The following is a 22,632-nucleotide window of genomic DNA, read 5'->3' on the forward strand; positions in this document are numbered from 1 at the left end:
GGCGGCGAACTGGCCCTTGCCGTGCAATTGATCGAGCAGGGACTCGAACTCAGCGTCGGTAATGTCCTCGCTGGTCGGCGCGGCAGCCGGGGCAGCCGGGGCAACCGCAGCCGGCGCTTCGGCTTCGGCCTTGACGGCACTGAGGGAGCTGAGCAGTTGCTCGAACTCGCTGTCCGTCACATCCGCTTCAGGCTCCGCCACCGGTTCCGGTACGGCTTCGACCACCGGCGCTGCCGAGGTGTCGGCCGGCTCTGCATAGCGCGCCAGGGCGGCCAGCAGTTCCGGAGTGGCTGCGGTGATCGGGGCACGCTCGCGCACTTCGCTGAACATGCCGTTGACCGCATCCAGTGCTTCGAGAATCACGTCCATCAACTCCGAATCAACGTGACGCTCACCCTTGCGCAGGATGTCGAACACGTTCTCGGCGATGTGGCAGCACTCCACCAGCTCATGGAGCTGGAGGAAGCCGGCGCCCCCTTTTACAGTATGAAAACCGCGAAAAATTGCATTGAGCAGGTTCGCATCATCCGGGCGGCTTTCCAGCTCGACCAGTTGTTCGGACAGTTGCTCTAAAATTTCGCCGGCCTCTACAAGGAAATCCTGAAGGATCTCTTCATCGGCGCCGAAGCTCATGTGGGTGCTCCTTAGAAGCCTAAACTGGATAACAGGTCATCTACGTCATCCTGACCTGACACAACGTCTTCACGTTTATCGGCATGAATCTGCGGACCTTCACCCTTGGCGAGATGTTTTTGTGGATCTTTTTCAGAGAGGATCGCTTCGCGGTCATGTTCGATGCCGGCAAAACGGTCGACCTGGCCGGCCATGAGTACCAATTTGAGCAGGTTGCTTTCCACTTCGGTGACCAACTGGGTCACACGCTTGATCACCTGACCGGTCAGGTCCTGGTAATCCTGGGCGAGCAGAATGTCATTGAGGTTGCTGGAAACCGTGCGGTTTTCCTGCTCGCTGCGCGACAAAAACCCTTCGACCCGACGTGCCAGCTCACGAAACTCTTCCGCACCGACTTCACGGCGCATGAAGCGGCCCCAGTCAACGCTCAGGGCGTGGGCTTCCGTGGCCATGCCGTTGACCAGGGGCGTGGCGTTTTCCACCAGGTCCATGGTGCGGTTGGCCGCCGCCTCGGTCAGCCTGACCACATAGGACAGGCGTTCGGTGGCGTCGGTGATCTGCGAAATCTCTTCGGCCTGGGGCATGTGCGGGTCAATCTGGAAATTGACGATCGCGCTGTGCAGCTCGCGTGTGAGCTTGCCCACTTCCTGGTACAGGCCTCGGTCACGGGTCTGGTTGAGCTCATGGATCAACTGCACCGCATCGCCGAACTGGCCTTTTTCAAGGCTGTCGACCAACTGGTGAGCATGCTTTTTCAGGGTCGACTCAAAGTCTCCCTGTGACGTTTCTTTATGCTCCATAGCTCCCCCGCGATGGCATCAGCCGTGGATGCGTTCGAAGATCTTTTCGATCTTCTCTTTCAAGGCCTGTGCAGTGAATGGTTTGACCACGTAACCGTTGACCCCGGCCTGGGCGGCTTCGATGATCTGTTCACGCTTGGCTTCGGCGGTCACCATCAACACGGGAAGGCTGCGCAATTTTTCGTCGGCACGCACGTGGCGCAACAAGTCGATACCGGTCATCCCCGGCATGTTCCAGTCCGTTACCAGAAAGTCGATGCTCCCGCTGTTGAGGATCGGAATCGCCGTAAGGCCGTCATCCGCCTCGACCGTGTTTGTGAACCCAAGGTCACGCAACAGGTTTTTTATGATCCGCCGCATCGTTGAGAAGTCATCAACGATGAGGATTTTCATGTTCTTGTCCAATTCGACCTCCAAGCAGTCTTAAACGCGCCCAGCACCTGGACGCGCCATTTCAATCAACAGGCATTACACAAAAAGGACTGCCGAGGGCACCACGGCCCGAGCCCGCGAAGGCTATCACCTTCGCGGTATCGCTTTGCAATGCTCCCCACACTGCCTGTCAGCGCGCTCGCCACTCTCCCAGACGCCCCCGCAAGCGGGCCGCGCACTGGCTGTGCAACTGGCTGACACGGGATTCGCTGACCCCCAGGACCTCACCGATTTCCTTGAGGTTCAGCTCTTCGTCGTAGTACAGCGCCAACACCAACCGCTCGCGCTCCGGCAAGTTGGCAATGGCGTCCGCCAACGCTCCCTGGAAACGCTCATCTTCCAGGTCACGCGACGGCTCCATATGCGTGCTCGCGCCGTCCTCATGCAGCCCTTCGTGTTCGCCGTCCTGTAACAGGTCGTCGAAACTGAACAGGCGGCTGCCCAAGGTATCGTTCAAAATCCCGTAATAATCGTCGAGACTCAATTGGAGTTCGGCCGCAACTTCGTGATCTTTAGCGTCGCGACCGGTTTTTGCTTCAATTGCACGAATTGCGTCACTGACCATGCGTGTATTGCGGTGCACCGAACGCGGCGCCCAATCGCCTTTGCGCACTTCGTCGAGCATCGCGCCACGGATGCGGATGCCCGCATACGTCTCGAAGCTCGCGCCCTTGCTCGCGTCGTACTTGGTCGACACTTCGAGCAGGCCGATCATGCCCGCCTGGATCAGGTCTTCGACCTGGACGCTGGCGGGCAGGCGTGCCAGCAGGTGATAGGCGATGCGCTTGACCAGTGGCGCATAGCGCTCGATCAACTCGCCCTGGCTGTCACGGGCAGACTTCTTGTAAGCGTTATAGCCGTTCGCTGTCATAGCACCGGTCCTGCACTCGTCTGATGCACCAATCGCTCGACGAAAAACTCCAGATGCCCCCGAGGGTTGGCAGGCAACGGCCAGGTATCGACCTTCTGGGCAATAGCCTTGAACGCCAATGCGCACTTGGAACGAGGGAACGCTTCGTAGACTGCACGCTGCTTTTGCACAGCCTTGCGCACACACTCGTCGTAGGGAACTGCACCGACGTATTGTAAGGCGACATCGAGAAAGCGATCCGTGACCTTGGTCAACTTGGCGAACAGGTTGCGACCTTCCTGCGGGCTCTGGGCCATGTTGGCCAGGACGCGGAAGCGGTTCATGCCGTAGTCACGGTTAAGCAGTTTGATCAGGGCGTAGGCGTCGGTGATCGAGGTGGGTTCATCGCAGACCACCAGCAAGACTTCCTGCGCCGCGCGCACGAAGCTGACCACGGACTCGCCGATCCCGGCGGCGGTGTCGATCACCAGCACGTCGAGGTTGTCGCCGATGTCACTGAATGCCTGGATCAGGCCGGCATGCTGCGCCGGGCTCAGGTGCACCATGCTCTGGGTACCGGAGGCGGCCGGCACGATGCGGATCCCGCCTGGGCCCTGGAGCAGCACGTCGCGCAGCTCACAGCGCCCCTCGATCACATCGGCCAGGGTGTGTTTGGGCGTCAGTCCCAGCAGAACGTCGACGTTCGCCAGCCCCAGGTCAGCATCCAGCAGCATGACGCGACGGCCAAGCTCTGCCAGGGCCAGGGACAAATTCACTGACACGTTAGTTTTTCCGACGCCACCTTTGCCGCCGGTCACCGCGATCACCTGTACGGGATGCATGCTGCCCATTTTATTTCTTTACCTTGTCTTGCTTAGACGCAGGCTACATGGCTTGGCCGCGTGAATCGCTTGCAGACCATCGATGTAGGTACATTTCACGGTGTTCATCGCGCCTCAACCCACCCGCTTTGCCGGGTTGTGGTAAAGGTCGGCGAACATATCGGCCATCGCTTCCTCGCTAGGCTCTTCTTGCATTTGCACGCTGACAGCGCGGCTGACCAGTTGATGACGGCGCGGCAGATGCAAATCATCCGGGATCCGCGGGCCGTCGGTCAGGTAGGCAACCGGTAGTTCATGGCTGATAGCCAGGCTCAACACTTCGCCCAGGCTGGCGGTTTCATCCAGTTTAGTCAGGATGCAGCCGGCCAGACCGCAACGCTTGTAGCTATGGTACGCAGCGGTAAGAACCTGTTTCTGGCTGGTGGTTGCAAGCACCAGGTAATTTTTCGACTTGATACCACGCCCGGCCAGGCTTTCCAGTTGCAGGCGCAACGCCGGATCGCTGGCCTGCAGGCCGGCGGTGTCGATCAGCACCACGCGCTTGCGCAGCAACGGATCGAGCGCGTTGGCCAGGGATTGGCCCGGGTCGACGTGGGTGACCGGCACATTGAGGATACGGCCCAGGGTCTTGAGCTGTTCCTGGGCGCCGATGCGGTAGCTGTCCATGCTCACCAGCGCGATGCTGTTCGCGCCGTACTTGAGCACATAGCGCGCCGCCAGCTTGGCCAGGGTGGTGGTCTTGCCCATGCCGGCAGGGCCGACCATGGCGATCACACCGCCCTCTTCCAGGGGTTCGATTTCCGGGGTGGCGATCATCCGCGCCAGGTGGGCCAGCAACATGCGCCAGGCCTGGCGAGGCTCTTCGATTTCGGTGGTCAGGGCCAACAGGTCGCGGGACAACGGGCCGGACAGGCCGATGCGTTGCAGGCGGCGCCACAGGTTGGCCTGGTGCGGTTTGCTGCCTTGCAGTTGGGTCCAGGCCAGTGAACCCAGTTGCACTTCCAGCAATTCGCGCAGGCCGTTGAGTTCAAAACGCATCGAGTCGAAGACGCGCTGGTCGACTGCGGCGGCCGGGGCTGGCGCGGCAGGACGTGGCGGTTCGATGAACGTTGGCTCAACCAGCGGCTCGGCGGCGGTCAGCGGCAGGCCGGCGAACAACTGGCGATTGGTGGTGGCATCGCTGTCGCCACGCATGCTCAGCTCAGCCTGGGCCGAGACGATGCGCGAAGCGGTCTTGCGCAGCTCGTCTTCGAGTTCCATGTTCGGCACACGCGGCGCCAACGCCGAGGGGGTGTAGTCCAGGGCAGCCGTCAGCTCGACACCGCCGGCAATACGACGATTACCGATAATCGCGGCATCGGCGCCTAGCTCATCGCGGACCAGTTTCATGGCCTGACGCATATCGGCGGCGAAAAAACGCTTAACTTGCATAACCCACTACCCTCAGCCGTTGGGCCCTACTGTCGCAACGATAGTCACTTGCTTGTTGTCAGGAATTTCCTGATAAGCCAAAACGTGCAAATTCGGTACTGCCAGACGTCCAAACCGCGACAGCATCGCCCGGACCGGACCCGCCACCAGCAGAATCACCGGTTGGCCCTGCATTTCCTGGCGCTGTGCGGCGTCGATCAACGAACGCTGCAGTTTCTCAGCCATGCTTGGCTCCAGCAGAACGCCCTCTTCCTGGCCTTGTCCTGCCTTCTGAATACTATTGAGCAATATCTGTTCCAACCTTGGTTCCAAGGTGATCACAGGCAGCTCGGAGTCAAGCCCTACAATGCTTTGCACGATTGCGCGGGACAATCCGACACGCACCGCCGCCACCAGCGCGGCGGTATCTTGACTCTTGGCGGCATTGTTGGCGATAGCCTCGGCAATGCTGCGAATGTCGCGTACCGGCACCTGTTCGGCCAACAGCGCCTGCAGCACCTTGAGCAGTTGCGACAACGACAGCACGCCCGGCACCAGCTCTTCTGCCAGTTTTGGCGAGGCCTTGCCCAGCAAGCCCATCAATTGCTGGACTTCTTCGTGGCCGATCAGCTCGTGGGAGTGCTTGTACAGGATCTGGTTGAGGTGGGTTGCGACCACGGTACTGGCGTCCACCACGGTGTAGCCCAGGGACTGCGCCTGGCTGCGCTGGCTGATTTCGATCCACACCGCCTCCAGGCCAAAAGCCGGATCTTTGGCGGTAATGCCGTTGAGGCTGCCGAATACCTGGCCGGGGTTGATTGCCAGCTCGCGGTCCGGGTAGATCTCGGCTTCGGCCAGGATCACGCCCATCAGGGTCAGGCGGTAGGCACTGGGGGCCAGGTCGAGGTTGTCGCGGATATGCACGGTGGGCATCAGGAAGCCCAGGTCCTGGGACAGCTTCTTGCGCACGCCCTTGATCCGCGCAAGCAATTGGCCGCCCTGGTTGCGGTCCACCAAGGGGATCAGGCGGTAGCCCACTTCCAGGCCAATCATGTCGATCGGGGTCACGTCGTCCCAGCCCAACTCCTTGGTTTCCTGGGCGCGGGCCGGGGATGGCAGCAGTTCCTGCTGGCGCGCAACTTCTTGCAGGGCCTGGACCTTGACCGCATTCTGCTTTTTCCAGAACAGGTAGGCAGCGCCGCCGGCCAGGGCCGCCATGCTCAGGAACGACACATGGGGCATGCCCGGCACGATCCCCATGATCGCCATGATGCCGGCCGCCACAGCCAAGGCCTTGGGCGAGGCAAACATCTGGCGGCTGATCTGCTTGCCCATGTCTTCGGAGCCCGAAGCACGGGTCACCATGATGGCGGCAGCTGTAGATAACAACAGTGATGGCAATTGCGCCACTAAACCGTCACCGATGGTCAGCAGGGCGTACACCTTGCCCGCATCGCCGAAGGTCATGCCGTGCTGGAAGATCCCGACCGCCATGCCGCCGATCAGGTTGATGAACAGGATCAGCAGGCCGGCGATGGCGTCACCGCGCACGAATTTACTGGCACCGTCCATGGAACCGTAGAACTCGGCTTCCTGGGCGACTTCCAAGCGGCGGGTCTTGGCCTGGTTCTGGTCGATCAGGCCGGCGTTGAGGTCGGCGTCGATAGCCATCTGCTTGCCGGGCATGGCGTCGAGGGTAAAGCGTGCGCTCACCTCGGAAATCCGCCCGGCGCCCTTGGTCACCACCACGAAGTTGATGATCATGAGGATCGCGAACACCACGATACCGACCACGTAGTTACCGCCGATCACCACCTCACCGAAGGCCTGGATCACCTTACCGGCAGCGGCGTGGCCATCCTGGCCGTGGAGCATGACCACACGGGTGGACGCCACGTTCAGCGCCAGGCGCAACAGGGTTGCCACCAGCAGGATCGTCGGGAACACCGCGAAATCCAGCGGCCGCAAGGCGTAGACGCACACCAGCAGCACGACGACGGACAGGGCGATGTTGAAGGTGAAGAACACGTCCAGCAGGAACGGCGGCATCGGCAACATCATCATTGCCAGCATGACCAGCAACAACAACGGCACACCCAGATTGCCCCGCGAGAGGTCAGTCAGGGTGCCACGGGCCGTGCTGAACATTTGAGAGCGATCCACCACCGGTATTCCTCGTTTCCTTGAAGCAAACTTTTGACGCCGGGAGGCGTCCTGGAGGCGGTATTGCAAGAAGCCTTCCAACTTTGCTTTTGAGGAGGTGGATCGCTACAGGCGCCCGAGCTCTATCGGATGTAAACACTCCAACTGCGGGAGGGACAAGCCCCCTCCCGCAGTCGGTTCTGTGCACATCCATTGCCGACAGCGAAACTAGCGCCCGCGGGCTAGCTCACAGTTTTAACTTCAGTTGCCTGCAGCCCCTTGGGGCCGTTGGCAAGCACGTATTCGACCTTTTGGTTTTCATCCAGGCTTTTGAAACCGCCGGAAACGATCCCCGAGTAATGCACAAATACATCTTCAGAACCATCGTCCGGCTTGATGAAACCAAACCCCTTTTCTGCGTTGAACCACTTTACGATGCCGGTTGCCATTAACCTTCTCCACCCTGCTTGTTTTAAGACCTGAGCCTTATCAAACGCGCTGGAAATAAGATTGACTACTGTCAAAGTTGACAGGTAGACGGCAGTTAGTGACGAGTGGTAAGAGGTCAGGAATCGCGACGCAACTCCGGCGGAATCGGCAGGTCCTTGAGCGGATCCGGGCGTTTCCCCTTACCCGCGCGGTATTGGCGAATCTGATAGACATACGCCAACACCTGGGCCACGGCCAGGTACAACCCCGCCGGGATTTCCTGGTCGAGGTCGGTGGAGTAGAAGATCGACCGCGCCAGCTCCGGCGATTCCAGCAGCAGGATGTCGTGGGCCACGGCGATTTCACGGATTTTCAGTGCGGTAAAGTCGCTGCCCTTGGCCAGCAGCATCGGCGCGCCGCCCTTCTCCGGGTCGTACTTGAGGGCCACGGCGTAGTGGGTCGGGTTGGTGATGACCACGTCGGCGTCGGGCACCGAGGCCATCATCTTGCGCTGGGACATTTCCCGCTGCAGCTGGCGGATGCGTTGCTTGACCTCGGGGCGACCTTCTTGGTCCTTGTGCTCGTCGCGCACTTCCTGCTTGGTCATCAGCAGTTTCTTGTGGCTTTCCCACAACTGGATCGGCGCATCCACCGCCGCGATGATGATCAGCCCGGCGGCCATCCACAGCGCACTCCAGCCCACCACCTGCACACTGTGGATGATCGCCGACTCCAGGGGTTCATGGGCGATGCGCAGCAGGTCGTCGATGTCGGACGACAACACCATCAGTGCCACGAACAGAATCAGGATGAACTTGGCCAGGGCCTTGAGCAGCTCCACCAGGGCCTTGGCGGAGAACATGCGCTTGAGACCGGCCGCAGGGTTCATGCGGCTGAACTTGGGTGCCATGCTGCCGGCGGCGAACAGCCAGCCGCCGAGGGCGACCGGGCCGATCAGTGCGGCCAGCAGCAGGGTGATCAGGATCGGCTGCACCGCCAATATCGCGATCTTGCCCGAGTGCAGCAGGTATTGACCCATGGAGCCAGGGTTGAGCAGCACATCGCGGGGCAAGGTGAAGTTGTGCTTCATCAGCTCCATCAAGTCCAGCGCCAGGCCGCCACCATAGATCAGCAAGGCACCGGATCCGGCCATCATGGTCGCAACGGTGTTGAGCTCCTTGGAACGGGCAATCTCGCCCTTTTCCCTGGAGTCCTTTTTACGCTTCTCCGTGGGGTCTTCTGTCTTGTCCTGACCACTCTCGCTCTCGGCCATGGCTCAGCGCGCCCGTGCCAGATCACGTAGGAACTGCAAGGCGTCGGTCGCCAGCGGTTGATACTGATTGAGAATGTCGGCCAGGCCGACCCAGAAAATCCCCATGCCCAGCACCAGGGTCAAGGGGAAACCAATGGAGAAAATGTTCAGCTGTGGCGCCGCGCGGGTCATGACGCCAAACGCGATGTTGACCACCAGCAAGGCCGTGATCGCCGGCAGTACCAGCAACAGCGAGGCACCGAGCACCCAACTGAGACGCCCCACCAGCTCCCAGAAGTGATTGACCACCAGCCCGGAGCCTACCGGCAAGGTGGTGAAGCTTTCGGTCAACACCTCGAACACCACCAGGTGGCCGTTCATGGCCAGGAACAACAAGGTCACCAGCATGGTCAGGAACTGCCCGATCACCGCCGCCGATACGCCGTTGGTGGGGTCGACCATGGACGCGAAGCCCATGCCCATCTGGATCGAGATGATCTGCCCGGCGATCACGAACGCCTGGAAGAACAGTTGCAGCGAAAAGCCCAGCAGCGAGCCGATCAGGATCTGCTCGGCAATCAGCATCAAGGCACTGAGGTCGAGTGCGTTGACCGGGGGCATCGGCGGCAGGCCAGGCACGAGCACCACGGTGATCGCCACGGCGAAATACAGGCGGATGCGGCGCGGCACCAGGGTAGTACCGAACACCGGCATGCTCATCAGCACCGCCGTCACCCGGAACAACGGCAGGATGAACGAGGCCACCCACGTGCTGATCTGGGTGTCGGTCAATGCCAGCAAGGACTGCATCGGGTCAGCCGATCAACTGCGGAATACTGCCGTACAGCTGCAGGATGTATTCCATGAAGGTTTGCACCAGCCACGGGCCGGCGACAATCAGGGTGATCAGCATCACCAGCAGGCGCGGCAGGAAACTCAAGGTCTGTTCGTTGATCTGGGTCGCGGCCTGGAACATCGCCACCAGCAGGCCCACCAACAGGCTCGGCACCACCAGCACGGCAACCATCACGGTGGTCAGCCACAGTGCTTCACGGAACAGGTCGACGGCGACTTCTGGGGTCATGCTGCTTCACCTAACAAATCACACCCCTCCGAAACTGCCGGCCAACGTGCCGATAATCAGCGCCCAGCCGTCCACCAGCACAAACAGCATGATCTTGAACGGCAATGAAATAATCAGCGGCGACAGCATCATCATCCCCATGGCCATCAGCACGCTCGCCACCACCAGGTCGATGATCAGGAACGGGATAAAGATCATGAAGCCGATCTGGAATGCGGTCTTCAGTTCCGAGGTGACGAACGCCGGCACCAGGATGGTCAGCGGCGCCTGGTCCGGGGTCGCGATGTCGGTACGCTTGGACAGGCGCATGAACAGCTCAAGGTCGCTGGAGCGGGTCTGCGACAGCATGAAATCCTTGATCGGCCCTTGCGCCCGGTCAATCGCAACCTGGGCCGTGATGGTCTCGGCCAGGTACGGCTGCAGGGCTTGCTGGTTCACCTTGTCGAACACCGGCGCCATGATGAACAGCGTCAAGAACAATGCCATGCCGGTGAGGATCTGGTTCGACGGCGTCTGCTGCAGGCCCAGGGCCTGACGCAGGATCGAGAACACGATGATGATCCGCGTGAAGCTGGTCATCAGCATGACAAACGCCGGGATAAAGCTCAGCGCAGTCATGATCAGCAGGATCTGCAGGCTGACCGAATACTCCTGGGCCCCCGCGGCGTTGGTACCCAGCGTAATCGCCGGGATCGACAACGGGTCGGCGGCCAGCGCCAATGGCGCGGCCAGCAACAGCATGAGCGTCAATAAAACGCGCATTACTTCTTATCCTTCTGATCCTTGCCCAGCAATTCCATCAGGCGCTGGGCGAATTCTGGCGTGGCGGGCTGGGATTGGGTGGTGGGCACCGGGGTCTTGAGCACATGCAGCGGCGTGATTCGGCCGGGGGTAATGCCCAGCAGGATCTGTTCCTCGCCCACTTGCACCAGCACCAGCCGGTCACGCGGGCCGAGGGCGCGCGAGCCGATCATTTCGATGACCTGGGCATTGCCCGGGCCGATGCTCTGCACACGACGCATCAGCCAGGCCAACACGAAGATCAAGCCGACCACCAGCAACAGGCCCAGCACCAGCTGCGTCAGTTGCCCGCCAACGCTGCCGCCGACGGGCGCAGCGGCAACTTGGGCCGCCGGCTCCGCCGCCCACGCCACCAATGGCAGCGCGGCGAACAGTCCCACCATCAGCCGTTTCATATCAGCGCAACTTCTTGATGCGTTCGCTTGGGCTGATCACGTCGGTCAGGCGGATGCCGAACTTTTCGTTGACCACCACCACTTCGCCGTGGGCGATCAGGGTGCCGTTGACCAGCACGTCCAGCGGCTCACCGGCCAGGCGATCCAGCTCGATCACCGAGCCCTGGTTGAGTTGCAGCAGGTTGCGGATGTTGATGTCGGTACTGCCCACTTCCATGGAGATCGACACCGGGATGTCGAGGATCACGTCCAGGTTCGGCCCATCGAGGGTCACCGGGTCGTTGTTCTTCGGCACGCTGCCGAACTCTTCCATGGGCAGGCGATTACCCGCTGGTGCTGTGGCGGCATCAGCGGCCAGCAGTGCGTCGATATCATCCTGGCCAACATCGCCGGTCTCTTCCAGGGCCGCAGCCCACTCGTCAGCCAGGGCCTGGTCTTCGGCGGAAGTGTTTTCGTGTTCGGTAGCCATTACATGTCCTCGGCGGAGCAAACATTCATAAATAGGGATCAGCGACGGTTGATCGGCTCAACCACTTGCAAAGCGAGGTTGCCCTTGTGGGACCCCAGCTTGACCTTGAACGACGGCACGCCGTTGGCGCGCATGATCATTTCGTTCGGCAATTCGACCGGGATAATGTCCCCCGGCTGCATGTGCAAAATATCCCGCAGGCGCAACTGGCGCCGGGCCACGGTGGCGCTCAGCGGCACGTCGACATCCAGCAGGTCTTCGCGCAGGGCCTTGACCCAGCGTTCGTCCTGGTCGTCCAGGTCGGACTGGAAGCCGGCGTCGAGCATTTCGCGCACCGGCTCGATCATCGAGTACGGCATGGTCACGTGCAGGTCGCCGCCACCGCCATCGAGCTCGATGTGGAACGTGGACACCACAATGGCCTCGCTCGGCCCGACGATGTTGGCCATGGCCGGGTTCACTTCCGAGTTGATGTACTCGAAATTGACTTCCATGATCGCCTGCCAGGCTTCCTTCAAGTCAATGAAGGCCTGTTCCAGCACCATGCGCACAACGCGCAATTCGGTAGGGGTGAATTCACGGCCCTCGATCTTGGCGTGACGGCCGTCACCGCCGAAGAAGTTGTCCACCAGCTTGAACACCAGCTTGGCGTCGAGGATGAACAGCGCGGTACCGCGCAATGGCTTGATCTTGACCAGGTTGAGGCTGGTGGGCACGTACAGCGAGTGCACGTACTCGCCGAACTTCATCACCTGCACGCCGCCCACCGCCACGTCCGCCGAGCGGCGCAGCATGTTGAACATGCTGATCCGGGTGTAACGGGCGAAACGTTCGTTGATCATCTCAAGGGTCGGCATGCGTCCACGGACGATGCGATCCTGGCTGGTCAGGTCATAACTTTTGACGCTGCCGGGCTCGGCAGCCATTTCAGTCTGTACCAGACCGTCGTCGACGCCATGCAACAGCGCGTCGATTTCATCCTGGGACAGCAGGTCCTGCACGGCCATGGGGTGATCCTACTGCAATACGAAATTAGTGAAGAGCGCCTGCTCGATCACGACTTTGCCGAGTTCCTTCTGGGCCACTTCCTGCACGCTGGCAGTGACCTTCTGGCGCAGCATTTCCTGGCCCACCGGGGTGGCCAGGGTGTCGAAACTCTGCCCGGAAAACAGCATCACCAGGTTGTTGCGGATCACGGGCATATGCACCTTGAGGGCATCCAGGTCCGACTGGTTACGCGCCAGCAAAGTGATGCTCACCTGCAGGTAGCGTTGACGACCGTTCTGATTGAAGTTGGCGACAAAGGCCGGAAGCATCGGCTCGAAGATTGCCGGTTGCTTGGCGTTAGTGGCGGTTTCGGCGGCAGGTGCCGGCTTGCTGGCACTGCTGTGCATGATGTACCAGGTGCCGCCCACCGAGGCGCCGATGGCCAGGAGCAGGCCCACGACAATCATCAGGATAAGCTTGAGCTTGCCTTTGCCTGCGGGTGCGGGTGCTTTTGCTGCGTCGTCGCTCTTCGCCATGCCAATAATCCGTCACTATTCGGGGATTCATAGATCTACGGAAAGGCAAGAGCAAGTGTTATGCCAGAGTTGTCTGGCTGGACACAGACAAGGGAATGCCGCAAAAAAAATGTGGAAGGGGGGCTGTGGTGGGTGGGCTTGTTCACCGACAATGGGACTGCTGCGCAGTCCAGCGCGGGGCAAGCCCGCTCACCACAGCAAGCCCACCCACCACAGCAAGCCCACCCACCACAGCAAGCCAGCACCCACATTTTGTCCTATGCCAGACTTACATCAGGCGTAGTAGTCGACGGCGCTGGAGCCGATCACCGTCGAAGTCACGGGCGCCACGGCTTCGGCCACTTCAATGTGGCTGCCGCTGTCGCCGCTGTCGCCACCCCGCCCGCTGCGACTAACGCCCCCCGTCTGCGCCTGCTGTTGCTGGTGCTCCTGGCCACGGGACTGGTCGGACACGTTCACATCCACCTGCCCCATGCCCTGCTGGGCGAACATCTCGCGCAAGCGACCGGACTGGCTTTCCAGGGCTTCACGCACCACCGGGTGGGCGCTCATGAAGTTGACCTGGGCCTGCTGGTCGGCGGTCATGTTGACCTTGATGTCCAGGCGCCCGAGTTCGGCCGGTTGCAACTGGATCTCCGCCGACTTGAGGTTGGCGCTGGAGAGGTACATCACACGGTTGACGATCTCGTCGGTCCAGCCGCTCTGATGCATGGCCAGCGGCGCATTCGTCACCGGCGGCAAGGCATTCGCGGTTTTCGGCGTGGCCGCCTGGGTCAATGCGGCCAGGCGGTTGGCGAAGTCATCGACGCGGGTGTCGCTGCTGGCCTCCTTCAAGTCCTTGAGGCCGCCTTCGATCAAGCCGCTGAAGGCCTTGTCGCCACCCTGGTCCGTACTGTCCTTGGTGGCTTGCTGGTCGACCATGGTGGCCAGGCCAGCGGCAAAGTTCTGGGCGGCGGTTGGCTGGTCCTGGGTGGTCGTCGGTGCGGTTTTGGCCGGTGCCTGGCTGCTGGCCGACACATGCCCGCCCTGCTCCATTGCCAGGCGTACGGCCGGCATGGCGTCCAGGGGATCGGCCTCAGGGTCGAAGGCCGGCGTGGCGTCCTCGGTCGCTGCGATTGGCGCCGCAACCACGGGTGCGGCCTTATCATCCTTGGCAGCGGCAACGGGTGCCGGGGTTTCCACCGGTACTGGCACCACCACCACAGGGGTGACCGTGGCAATCAATGCCGGGTCGACCACCGGGTCCACCGCAGGCTGCTGCGCCAGGGCCGGATCCACAGGTGCAGCGTCATCCTTGCTGGCAGTGTCGTCGGACGATGCCGCAGGCTTGGCAGGCAAGGTATTGCCGCTATCGGCAACCGCTGGCGTGGCGGCGGCAGGTTTGTCGTTGCCCGCCGCAGGCTTGGCGCTGGCATCGACAGGCTTGTCCCGCGTGGGCTTGGCCGAGTTGTCATCAGCCTTGACCGTGGGTTTGGAACCCTGGCTGGCGAACACCTGAGCGAAGCCAGGGCCCTTGTCCCGTGGGTCCGCAGCCACTGCCGGTGGATTGACGGCAGGCGCTTGAGGCTTGGCCGCAGGGGCAGCCTGGAGAAGCGAATTCGGGGCGACTGGCATAGGTAAAGGTCTCCACTGCATGGGGATCGGGGATGCAGTATCAGGAGGTAGAGCAAGAGTCGGGCCAGGTTTTCAAACTGATGGAATCAAATCTGGAACCGCTGCCGCTCCGACTCATACATCGGCTTCACCAAGGCAAACTCATGATCGATCTGATCCACCAGCGCCCCCAGGTCCGCCGCGGCCTCGACCGACTCCGCCTCCAAGCGCTGGCACAGGTACGCCAACCGCACTGCGCCGAGGTTGCCACTGCTGCCCTTGAAGCTATGGGCGATACGCCCCAGTGCCTTGGCGTCGTCCCGTGCCTTGCGCAACGCTTCGACGCGTTTTTGGGAATCATCGAGGAAGGTATCGAGCAGCTTGGGGTACTCGCCTTCCATGACCTCCTGCAAACCCGACAACACGTCCGGGTCCATATGAATCTCAGCCACTTGCTCGCTCCTTGATCAAGAATCGGCGGATTATGCCAGAGCCCCCCAGCAAAACTCTACGCAGACACTGCGCCCGCCGTCGGACCAGCGCACCTCGCTGCTGAGTTGACGCACCAGGCTCAGGCCCCGACCGGACAGGCAATCAATGTCCAGCGGCCGGGCCAGCACCTGCTCCACGTCGAACCCTGGCCCACTGTCTTCAACGCGCAGGGTCATCTTGCCGCCCGCCTCGGTGGGCACCACCTGCACATGCACGCGCACATAACCACTGTTCAACTGCGCCAGGCGGTCATTGCGCTGGCGATAATACTCGGCAAAACCCCGGGCATCGCGCTTGAGCCGCGAGTCCAGGCCCAGCACACCATGTTCCAGCGCATTGGAATACAACTCGGCCATGACGCTGTAGAGCGCCCCGCTCTGCTCGCGCAGCCCCTGAATCTCCAGCAGCAGTTGCAGCAGGTAGGGCAAGGGGTTGTAACGCTTGAGGGTTTCGGCACGAAATTCGAAACTCACCGACCAATCCAGCGGGCACGACTGGCCGCTGTCGGCATACAACGGCCCGGTGGCCCGCAGCGGCTGCCCGGGACGCAGTGTGATTTCCACCATGCTCACATCATCCCGCGTCACACCGCGAAAGGCCGCCAGGGCCTGCTCGATGTCGTCGAAGAGCCGGTCGGGCTCACGGTTGGCGGCAAAGACCTGCTGCAAGCGCTCGACGCCAAACAGCTGGTCGTTGGCGTCGGCGGTGTCCAGCACGCCATCGGAGAGCAGGAACACGCGGTCACCCAGCGCCATGGGCCAGACCTCGGTGCGATCATCAAATGCCTCAGCCGACAGCACCCCCAACGGCAAATGCCGCGACTGCAGCGGCGCGCGCTTGCCGCTGGCGACTTCATGCACATAGCCTTCGGGCATGCCGCCGTTCCACACCTCCACCACCCGTCGCTGCGTGCTCAGGCACAGCAGGGTGGCGCAGCAGAACATATCCACCGGCAGGATGCGCTTGAGCTTGGCATTCATCTCCCGCAGGATCTGCGCCAGGCCGTAGCCCTTGGCAGTCATGCCGTAGAACACCTCCGCCAGGGGCATGGCGCCCACCGCCGCCGGCAGGCCATGGCCGGTGAAATCGCCGAGCAGCACGTGCATGTCGCCCGACGGCGTATATGCCGCCAGCAGCAGGTCGCCGTTGAACAGCGCATAAGGCGATTGCAGGTAGCGGATATTCGGCGCCGCGTTGATGCAGCCGGAATGGGCGACTTTATCGAACACCGCCTTGGCCACCCGCTGCTCACGCAACAGGTACTCATGGTGCCTGGCGATCTGGTCACGCTGCTGCAGCATCGTCGCCTGCAGCCGGCGCAGGCGGTCCATGGCGTTGATCTTGGCCGCCAGGATCAGCTGGTTGTAGGGCTTGGGCAGGAAATCATCGCCGCCGGCATCCAGGCACTCGGCCAGGGCGGCACTTTCGCGCAGGGACGTGAGGAAGATGATCGGCACCAGCTCCTCCCCCGCCAACTGCTTGATCCACCGCGCGGCGGCCAGGCCATCCATCACGGGCATGATCGCGTCCATCAACACCAGTTGCGGACGCTCGCGCGCGAACAGTTCAACGGCCTCCTCGCCATTGGTTGCAGTGAGCACCTGGTGCCCCTGGCGTCGCACAATGGTCGACAGCAACAGCAGGTCGGCGGCACTGTCTTCGGCGATCAGGATCGTCAGCGGCTCAACCGCGGGGGCCAGGGCGCTCAATTGATGTCGAACAATTTGTCGAAGTTGGAGATGGCGAGGATCTTGCGCACATCGGAGTTGGTGTTGATCACCTGGACCTCCGACTCCTCGCCGCCGGCATGGTCCCTCAACAGCAGGAGCATGCCCAGGGCCGAACTGTCCATATAAGTGGTTTCCTTCAGATCGACCACATACGACTCAGGCACCTTGTAGAAACGCTCGTAAGCCTCACGAAACGCCTGGTGGCTGCTGAAATCGAACCGACCCTTGATTGCGATCGTCAACTTCTTCCCGTCCAGGGATACTTCTGACTCGATTGACATGCGACTGCTTCCTTGTCATAGGCATAGACACAAGGTGTAGCAGGCGAATGGGATACCAGCAACACGACAGACCAAATGTGGCAGGCGGGCAACCGTCAGTATTGTGATTGGCGCGGCAGGCGCTGGGACAATTCGTCGAGCAATTTCTGCTCGCGCTTGTCTTCCAATGCCCGCGCTTCGTCGATGTAGCGCTGCACCAGTTTGCGCAGGCCCTCGACGCGGGCGAAGGCTTGCTGCCAGCTCTCGCGGGCCTTGTCGAGGTTGTTCTGGTGCCAGGCCAGGCTTTGGCGCTGCTGGCCGACGGCCGTCTCCAGCTGATTGAGAAAGCCCTGGTAACCCATCAGCCATTGCCCCGATACACCTTGCGTGCCGCGTTCGATCCATTGCTGCTGGTACTCGCCACGAAAGCGCTCCAGGTCGCCCAGCTTGCTTTCCGCCAAACGCACCTGGCCCTGGAAATACCCCAGGCGCTGGACCGCGGTTTTCTCGGCTTTTTCGGCCATGTCGACCACCGGGGCCAGGCGCGCAGCGCGGCTGTTGGCCATGGCTTAGCCGCCCGGCGCAGGGGCGAAGATCGAACCCAGGTGCGCTTCGCTTTCACCCATGCTGATCTTGTCGTTGAGGCCCTGGCGCAAGTAAGTCACCAACTGCGGTTGCAGGGCGATCGCCAGGTCGGTGTCGCGGTCGCCGCCGGCCACGTAGGCGCCGACGCTGATCAAGTCGCGGCTCTGTTGATAACGCGACCACAGCTGCTTGAACTGCTGCGCGCGGGCCATATGCTCCGGCGTGACCACCGCCGGCATGACCCGGCTGATGGACGCTTCGATGTCGATGGCCGGGTAGTGCCCCTCCTCGGCCAGACGCCGCGACAGCACGATGTGGCCGTCGAGCACGCCCCGCGCCGAGTCGGCGATGGGATCCTGCTGGTCATCGCCTTCGGACAATACGGTGTAGAACGCGGTGATCGAGCCGCCACCGGCCTCGGCATTACCGGCGCGCTCCACCAGCTTGGGCAGCTTGGCGAACACCGACGGCGGGTAGCCCTTGGTGGCCGGGGGCTCGCCGATGGCCAGGGCGATTTCCCGCTGGGCTTGGGCGAAACGGGTGAGCGAGTCCATCAGCAACAGGACGTTCTTGCCCTTGTCGCGAAAATATTCGGCGATGCGCGTGCAGTACATGGCCGCGCGCAGACGCATCAACGGTGCATCGTCCGCTGGGGATGCGACCACCACCGAACGCTTGAGGCCTTCTTCGCCGAGGCTGTGTTCGATGAACTCCTTCACCTCGCGGCCCCGCTCGCCGATCAGGCCCACCACGATGATGTCGGCCTCGGTAAAGCGCGTCATCATGCCGAGCAACACCGACTTACCCACACCCGTACCCGCGAACAGGCCCAGACGCTGGCCACGGCCGACCGTCAATAAACCGTTGATGCTGCGAATCCCCACGTCCAGCGGCACGCTGATGGGGTTGCGGTTGAGCGGGTTGATGGTGGGGCCGTCCATCGGCACCCAGTCTTCGGCTTTCATGCCGCCCTTGCCGTCCAGTGCGCGACCGGCGCCGTCCAGCACCCGGCCGAGCATGCTCATGCCCATGGGCAGGCGGCCGGTGTCGGCCAGGGGCACCACGCGGGCGCCGGGGGCGATGCCGGCCAGGCTGCCGACGGGCATGAGGAAAATCTTGTTGCCGGAAAAACCCATCACTTCGGCTTCGACCTGCACCGGATGGTAGCTGTCGTCGTTGATCACCATGCAACGGCTGCCCATGGCGGCGCGCAGGCCCTCGGCTTCGAGGGTCAGGCCGACCATGCGCAACAGACGCCCTTCGAGGATTGGCTGGCCGGGCAATTCGGTGGCCTCGGCATAGCCGCCCAGGCGCTTGGCGAAGCTGGTGCGATCAAGGCGCATCGGGGGCGTCCAGGTCCACGCTCAGGTCCGGCTCGGCCGGGTTCAGCGCCTGCTCGTGTTGTTGATCAAGCAGCTTGGCCATGATCTGGCTGATGCGGGTTTCCACCGTGGCATCGATGCGGCTGTGCTCGGTCTCGACCCGGCAACCGCCGGGCTGCAGCGCCGCATCTTCGACGATGCGCCAGGTTTCTTCATGGCGCTCGCGCATCGCTTTGACCTGTTCGAAGTCCTGCGGGTTGATGTACAGCCGCACATTGCCGACGCCCAGGGGCAGCAACTTGAGGGCTTCGCGCATCACGCTTTCGATCTGGCTGGAATCCAGCACCAGTTCGCGCTGAATCACCTGGCGGGCGATGTGCTGTACCAGGCCGACCATGGCTTTTTCGATTTGCGAATCCTGCTCGGCGATGGGCGCGAACAGGTTGCCCATCAGGCGCTCCAGGCTGGCCAGCTTGACGCTCAGCGCCGCCTCGGCTTCCTGGCGCACCTTGAGGGTGGTGCTGCGAAAACCGTCTTTCTCGCCAGCGGCAAAGCCTTCGTTGTAGGCCTCCTGACGGATGCTTTCCAACTCTTCCAGGGTCAGTGGCTGGACTTCCTCCAGCGGCACTTCTTCCATTTCCACCGGCGGCTCTTCAACCGGTTCCGGCTCGGGCTCGGGCACATGCGGATCGAAGCTGGGCAACGACCAGATGTCGAACCCACCGACGTCCCGTGCGCGAATCAGATCGCTGGGCGCCTCATCTTTGTTCGACATGGGGAGCGCCTTAGATCATTTCTTCGCCGCCCTTCCCACCGAGAACGATTTCTCCGGCTTCGGCCATACGGCGGGCAATGGTGAGGATTTCTTTCTGGGCGGTTTCCACGTCGCTGACGCGCACCGGCCCCTTGGCTTCCAGGTCGTCGCGCAACAGCTCGGAGGCACGCTTGGACATGTTCTTGAAGATCTTCTCCTTGACGCCTTCGTCCGAGCCCTTGAGGGCCAGTACCAGCACGTCGGAGGACACTTCGCGCAGCAACGCCTGGATGCCACGGTCGTCGACATCGGAGAGGTTGTTGAATACGAACATGAGGTCTTCGATCTGGCCGGACAGGGTGTCGTCGATCTCGCGGATCGAGTCCATCAACTGGCCTTCGACCGAGCTGTCGAGGAAGTTCATGATGTCGGCCGCGCGCTTGATACCACCCAGGGTGGTGCGCGAGGCGTTCGAGTTGCCCGAGAACTGTTTCTCGAGAATCGTGTTGAGTTCCTTCAGGGCCGCCGGCTGCACGGTGTTCAGCGACGACACGCGCAGGATGATGTCCAGGCGCACCTTATGGTCGAAGTGGCCAAGCACTTCACCGGCTTGGTCCGGGTCGAGGTAGGCCACCACGATTGCCTGGATCTGCGGGTGCTCGTAGCGGATCACGTCGGCGACCGCGCGCGGTTCCATCCACTTGAGGCTGTCCAGGCCACTGGTGTTGCCGCCCAGCAGGATGCGGTCGATCAGGCCGTTGGCCTTGTCTTCGCCCAGGGCCGAGGTGAGCATCTTGCGGATGTAGCTGTCGGAGCCGACGCCCAGGCTGGTCTGGTCGCCGACGATCTCGACGAACTCGCTCATCACCTGCTCGACTTGCTCGCGGTGCACATTGCGCATTTGCGCCATGGCCACGCCCACCCGCTGGACCTCTTTGGGGCCCATGTGGCGCAGCACTTGGGCGGCGTCGGTTTCCCCCAGGGACAGCAGCAGGACTGCGGCTTTGTCGACCCGGGAGAGCTTGGCAACAGCGGCTCGATCACTCATCTGCGTTAATCCACTCTTTCACGACCTGGGCCACACGGCCCGGGTCTTCTGCTACCAGACTTTTGATTGCGTTCAACTGAGCGTCATAGCCTTCGCTCGGGCTCGGCAACAGGATGCTTTGCGGGCCGCCGAGGCTGACGCGGTCGTTGGCCAGTTCGCCGTCCAGGCCGCCCATGCCACCCAATTCGACATCGCTGCCACCGAAGGCCGCCAGTTGTTTCTTGCCGTTGCCGGTGATGTTGTTGAGCACCGGGCGCAGCACACCGAACACCAGCACCAGGATGAACAACACACCCAGCACTTGCTTGACGATGTCCCAGAACCACGGCTGGGTGTAGAACGCCGCTTCGGCGATCACTTCGCCACGCTCGGCGGAGAACGGCATGTTGATTACGCTGACGCTGTCACCCCGACTGGCGTCAAAACCAACGGCGTCCTGCACCAGGCGTGTGAAGCGCGCCAATTCGTCGGCGCTCCACGGTGCACGTGTTACGGCACCGTCAGCGGCGTTGACCTTGACCTGGTCATCCACCACCACCGACACCGACAGGCGATTGACGCGACCCTGCTGCTGCTTGGTGTGGCTGATGGAACGGTCGAGTTCGAAGTTCTTGGTGGACTGGTTACGCTTGTCCGCCGGGTACGGCGCGAGCATCGGCTGGCCGGTGGCCGGGTCCATGATCTGCTGGCCGTTGGCATCCAACAGTGGCTGGCCAGGCTGGATCGCGCCAGCGGTGGCTGCGGCGCCACCGGTGGTTTGCGGCGCCGAGGCCGGGGCCGGCGGCTGGTTGCTCAGGGCACCCGGCACACCTTGCGGGCCATTGCTGGCGGTGCGTTGTTCGCTGGTCGATTGCTCACTGCGCAGGGCCGGCTGGTCCGGGTTGAATTGCTCGGAGGTCGACTCGACGGCGCTGAAGTCCACGTCGGCAGACACTTCCGCCTTGTAGCGGTCATTGCCCAGCACCGGTTGCAGGATGTTGTGCACACGCTGGGTGAGCATGCTTTCCATGCGGCGGCTGTAGTCGAACTGCTTGCCGGCCTGGGTCAGCGCGGAGTTTTCGGCCATGTCGGACAGCAGGTTGCCCTTCTGGTCGACCACGGTGATCTGCGACTTGCTCAGTTCGGGAACGCTGGTGGCCACCAGGTTGATGATCGCCAGGACCTGGCCAGGCTCCAGGGAGCGGCCGGAAAACAGTTCGACCAGGACCGAAGCACTTGGCTTGCGCTCGTCGCGCACAAACACCGAGCTTTTCGGGATCGCCAGGTGCACGCGGGCACCCTTGACGTTGTTGAGGCTGGAAATGGTGCGCGCCAGCTCGCCTTCAAGGCCACGACGGTAGCGGGTGGCTTCCATGAACTGGCTGGTCCCCAGGCCCTGGTCCTTGTCGAGGATCTCGAAACCGATATTGCTGTCGGACGGGGTCACGCCGGCGGCGGCCAGCTTCATGCGCGCACGGGCCACATCGTCGGCCTTGACCAGCAACGCGCCGGAGTTGGGCTCCACGGTGTAGGCGATGTCGGCGGCGGCAAGGGTTTCCATGATCTGCTTGGAATCCATACCCGCCAGGCTGCCGTACAACGGCCGGTAATCGGGTTGCTGCGACCACAACACCACGGCAAAACCAATCGCCACGCTGGCAGCCAGGCCGACCATCAGGCCCACCTGACGCAGCATGGTCATTTCCGAGAGGTTTTCCAGGAACGACAGGCCAAACAGCGGCGGCTTGCCGTCTGTCTTGGCGGGTACGTTGTCGGAGACTGCTTCTGCCATGACTTAAATCTCGCC

General features: G+C 62.1%; 25 protein-coding genes. All 25 read right to left on the bottom strand.

The window, feature by feature from the left end:
• Nucleotides 1-633, bottom strand: a 633-nt coding sequence (locus BFP99_RS05335; protein WP_176719682.1) for an Hpt domain-containing protein, incomplete at its 3' end; no start/stop codon positions are given.
• Nucleotides 634-644: 11 nt separating this feature from the next.
• The gene (locus tag BFP99_RS05340; protein WP_065924973.1) at nt 645-1,433 is read right to left on the bottom strand and encodes a protein phosphatase CheZ; all 789 of its coding nucleotides are present in this window, start codon (nt 1,431-1,433) and stop codon (nt 645-647) included.
• A gap of 18 nt (nt 1,434-1,451) precedes the next feature.
• Entirely contained in the window at nt 1,452-1,826 is a 375-nt protein-coding gene (locus BFP99_RS05345) for a chemotaxis response regulator CheY (protein WP_160385018.1), read from the bottom strand.
• A 169-nt stretch (nt 1,827-1,995) separates the two neighbouring features.
• Nucleotides 1,996-2,736 (bottom strand): RNA polymerase sigma factor FliA, encoded by a 741-nt coding sequence (gene fliA, locus BFP99_RS05350; protein WP_065924972.1) that lies wholly within the window; start codon nt 2,734-2,736, stop codon nt 1,996-1,998.
• Nucleotides 2,733-3,566, bottom strand: coding sequence for a flagellar synthesis regulator FleN (fleN, locus tag BFP99_RS05355; RefSeq protein WP_003192912.1), 834 nt, complete (start codon nt 3,564-3,566; stop codon nt 2,733-2,735). Before fleN ends, fliA begins: the two co-directional genes overlap by 4 nt.
• Before the next feature lie 105 nt (nt 3,567-3,671).
• A complete protein-coding gene (gene flhF / locus BFP99_RS05360; RefSeq protein WP_065924971.1) occupies nt 3,672-4,988 on the bottom strand; it encodes a flagellar biosynthesis protein FlhF in 1,317 nt (438 codons plus the stop codon).
• A 12-nt stretch (nt 4,989-5,000) separates the two neighbouring features.
• On the bottom strand, nt 5,001-7,115 hold the full coding sequence (gene flhA / locus BFP99_RS05365) for a flagellar biosynthesis protein FlhA (protein WP_370737638.1): 2,115 nt from the start codon (nt 7,113-7,115) through the stop codon (nt 5,001-5,003).
• Between the two features lie 236 nt (nt 7,116-7,351).
• A complete protein-coding gene (locus BFP99_RS05370) occupies nt 7,352-7,558 on the bottom strand; it encodes a cold-shock protein (protein ID WP_027603866.1) in 207 nt (68 codons plus the stop codon).
• A 116-nt stretch (nt 7,559-7,674) separates the two neighbouring features.
• Nucleotides 7,675-8,811, bottom strand: a complete 1,137-nt coding sequence (gene flhB / locus BFP99_RS05375; RefSeq protein ID WP_065946824.1) for a flagellar biosynthesis protein FlhB — start codon at nt 8,809-8,811, stop codon at nt 7,675-7,677.
• Between the two features lie 3 nt (nt 8,812-8,814).
• The gene (gene fliR, locus BFP99_RS05380; protein ID WP_027603864.1) at nt 8,815-9,600 is read right to left on the bottom strand and encodes a flagellar biosynthetic protein FliR; all 786 of its coding nucleotides are present in this window, start codon (nt 9,598-9,600) and stop codon (nt 8,815-8,817) included.
• 4 nt (nt 9,601-9,604) lie between these two features.
• Nucleotides 9,605-9,874 (bottom strand): flagellar biosynthesis protein FliQ, encoded by a 270-nt coding sequence (gene fliQ / locus BFP99_RS05385; RefSeq protein WP_027603863.1) that lies wholly within the window; start codon nt 9,872-9,874, stop codon nt 9,605-9,607.
• A gap of 18 nt (nt 9,875-9,892) precedes the next feature.
• Nucleotides 9,893-10,636 (bottom strand): flagellar type III secretion system pore protein FliP, encoded by a 744-nt coding sequence (gene fliP, locus BFP99_RS05390; protein ID WP_065924965.1) that lies wholly within the window; start codon nt 10,634-10,636, stop codon nt 9,893-9,895.
• Nucleotides 10,636-11,070, bottom strand: a complete 435-nt coding sequence (gene fliO, locus BFP99_RS05395; RefSeq protein ID WP_065924964.1) for a flagellar biosynthetic protein FliO — start codon at nt 11,068-11,070, stop codon at nt 10,636-10,638. Before fliO ends, fliP begins: the two co-directional genes overlap by 1 nt.
• Nucleotide 11,071: 1 nt before the next feature.
• Nucleotides 11,072-11,539: a flagellar motor switch protein FliN gene (gene fliN, locus BFP99_RS05400; RefSeq protein ID WP_027603860.1), complete on the bottom strand. Its 468-nt coding sequence runs from the start codon at nt 11,537-11,539 to the stop codon at nt 11,072-11,074.
• Nucleotides 11,540-11,577: 38 nt separating this feature from the next.
• On the bottom strand, nt 11,578-12,546 hold the full coding sequence (gene fliM, locus BFP99_RS05405) for a flagellar motor switch protein FliM (protein ID WP_065924963.1): 969 nt from the start codon (nt 12,544-12,546) through the stop codon (nt 11,578-11,580).
• A gap of 9 nt (nt 12,547-12,555) precedes the next feature.
• Complete coding sequence (fliL, locus tag BFP99_RS05410) at nt 12,556-13,062, bottom strand: flagellar basal body-associated protein FliL (RefSeq protein WP_065924962.1); 507 nt, start codon at nt 13,060-13,062, stop codon at nt 12,556-12,558.
• Nucleotides 13,063-13,335: 273 nt separating this feature from the next.
• Nucleotides 13,336-14,676, bottom strand: coding sequence for a flagellar hook-length control protein FliK (locus BFP99_RS05415; RefSeq protein ID WP_065946825.1), 1,341 nt, complete (start codon nt 14,674-14,676; stop codon nt 13,336-13,338).
• 86 nt (nt 14,677-14,762) lie between these two features.
• Nucleotides 14,763-15,107, bottom strand: coding sequence for an Hpt domain-containing protein (locus BFP99_RS05420; RefSeq protein ID WP_065924960.1), 345 nt, complete (start codon nt 15,105-15,107; stop codon nt 14,763-14,765).
• A 30-nt stretch (nt 15,108-15,137) separates the two neighbouring features.
• Nucleotides 15,138-16,856, bottom strand: a complete 1,719-nt coding sequence (locus BFP99_RS05425; RefSeq protein ID WP_065946826.1) for an ATP-binding SpoIIE family protein phosphatase — start codon at nt 16,854-16,856, stop codon at nt 15,138-15,140.
• Nucleotides 16,853-17,158 (bottom strand): STAS domain-containing protein, encoded by a 306-nt coding sequence (locus tag BFP99_RS05430; protein ID WP_027603854.1) that lies wholly within the window; start codon nt 17,156-17,158, stop codon nt 16,853-16,855. Before BFP99_RS05430 ends, BFP99_RS05425 begins: the two co-directional genes overlap by 4 nt.
• A gap of 95 nt (nt 17,159-17,253) precedes the next feature.
• On the bottom strand, nt 17,254-17,703 hold the full coding sequence (fliJ, locus tag BFP99_RS05435; protein ID WP_027603853.1) for a flagellar export protein FliJ: 450 nt from the start codon (nt 17,701-17,703) through the stop codon (nt 17,254-17,256).
• A gap of 3 nt (nt 17,704-17,706) precedes the next feature.
• A complete protein-coding gene (gene fliI, locus BFP99_RS05440; protein WP_027603852.1) occupies nt 17,707-19,065 on the bottom strand; it encodes a flagellar protein export ATPase FliI in 1,359 nt (452 codons plus the stop codon).
• Entirely contained in the window at nt 19,055-19,819 is a 765-nt protein-coding gene (gene fliH / locus BFP99_RS05445) for a flagellar assembly protein FliH (protein WP_065946827.1), read from the bottom strand. Before fliH ends, fliI begins: the two co-directional genes overlap by 11 nt.
• A gap of 10 nt (nt 19,820-19,829) precedes the next feature.
• On the bottom strand, nt 19,830-20,846 hold the full coding sequence (gene fliG, locus BFP99_RS05450; protein ID WP_017527617.1) for a flagellar motor switch protein FliG: 1,017 nt from the start codon (nt 20,844-20,846) through the stop codon (nt 19,830-19,832).
• Entirely contained in the window at nt 20,839-22,617 is a 1,779-nt protein-coding gene (gene fliF, locus BFP99_RS05455) for a flagellar basal-body MS-ring/collar protein FliF (protein WP_065924957.1), read from the bottom strand. Before fliF ends, fliG begins: the two co-directional genes overlap by 8 nt.
• Between the last annotated feature and the right edge of the window lie 15 nt (nt 22,618-22,632).

Source organism: Pseudomonas sp. 1 R 17 (assembly GCF_900067035.1).
Classification (GTDB): Bacteria; Pseudomonadota; Gammaproteobacteria; order Pseudomonadales; family Pseudomonadaceae; genus Aquipseudomonas; species Aquipseudomonas marginalis.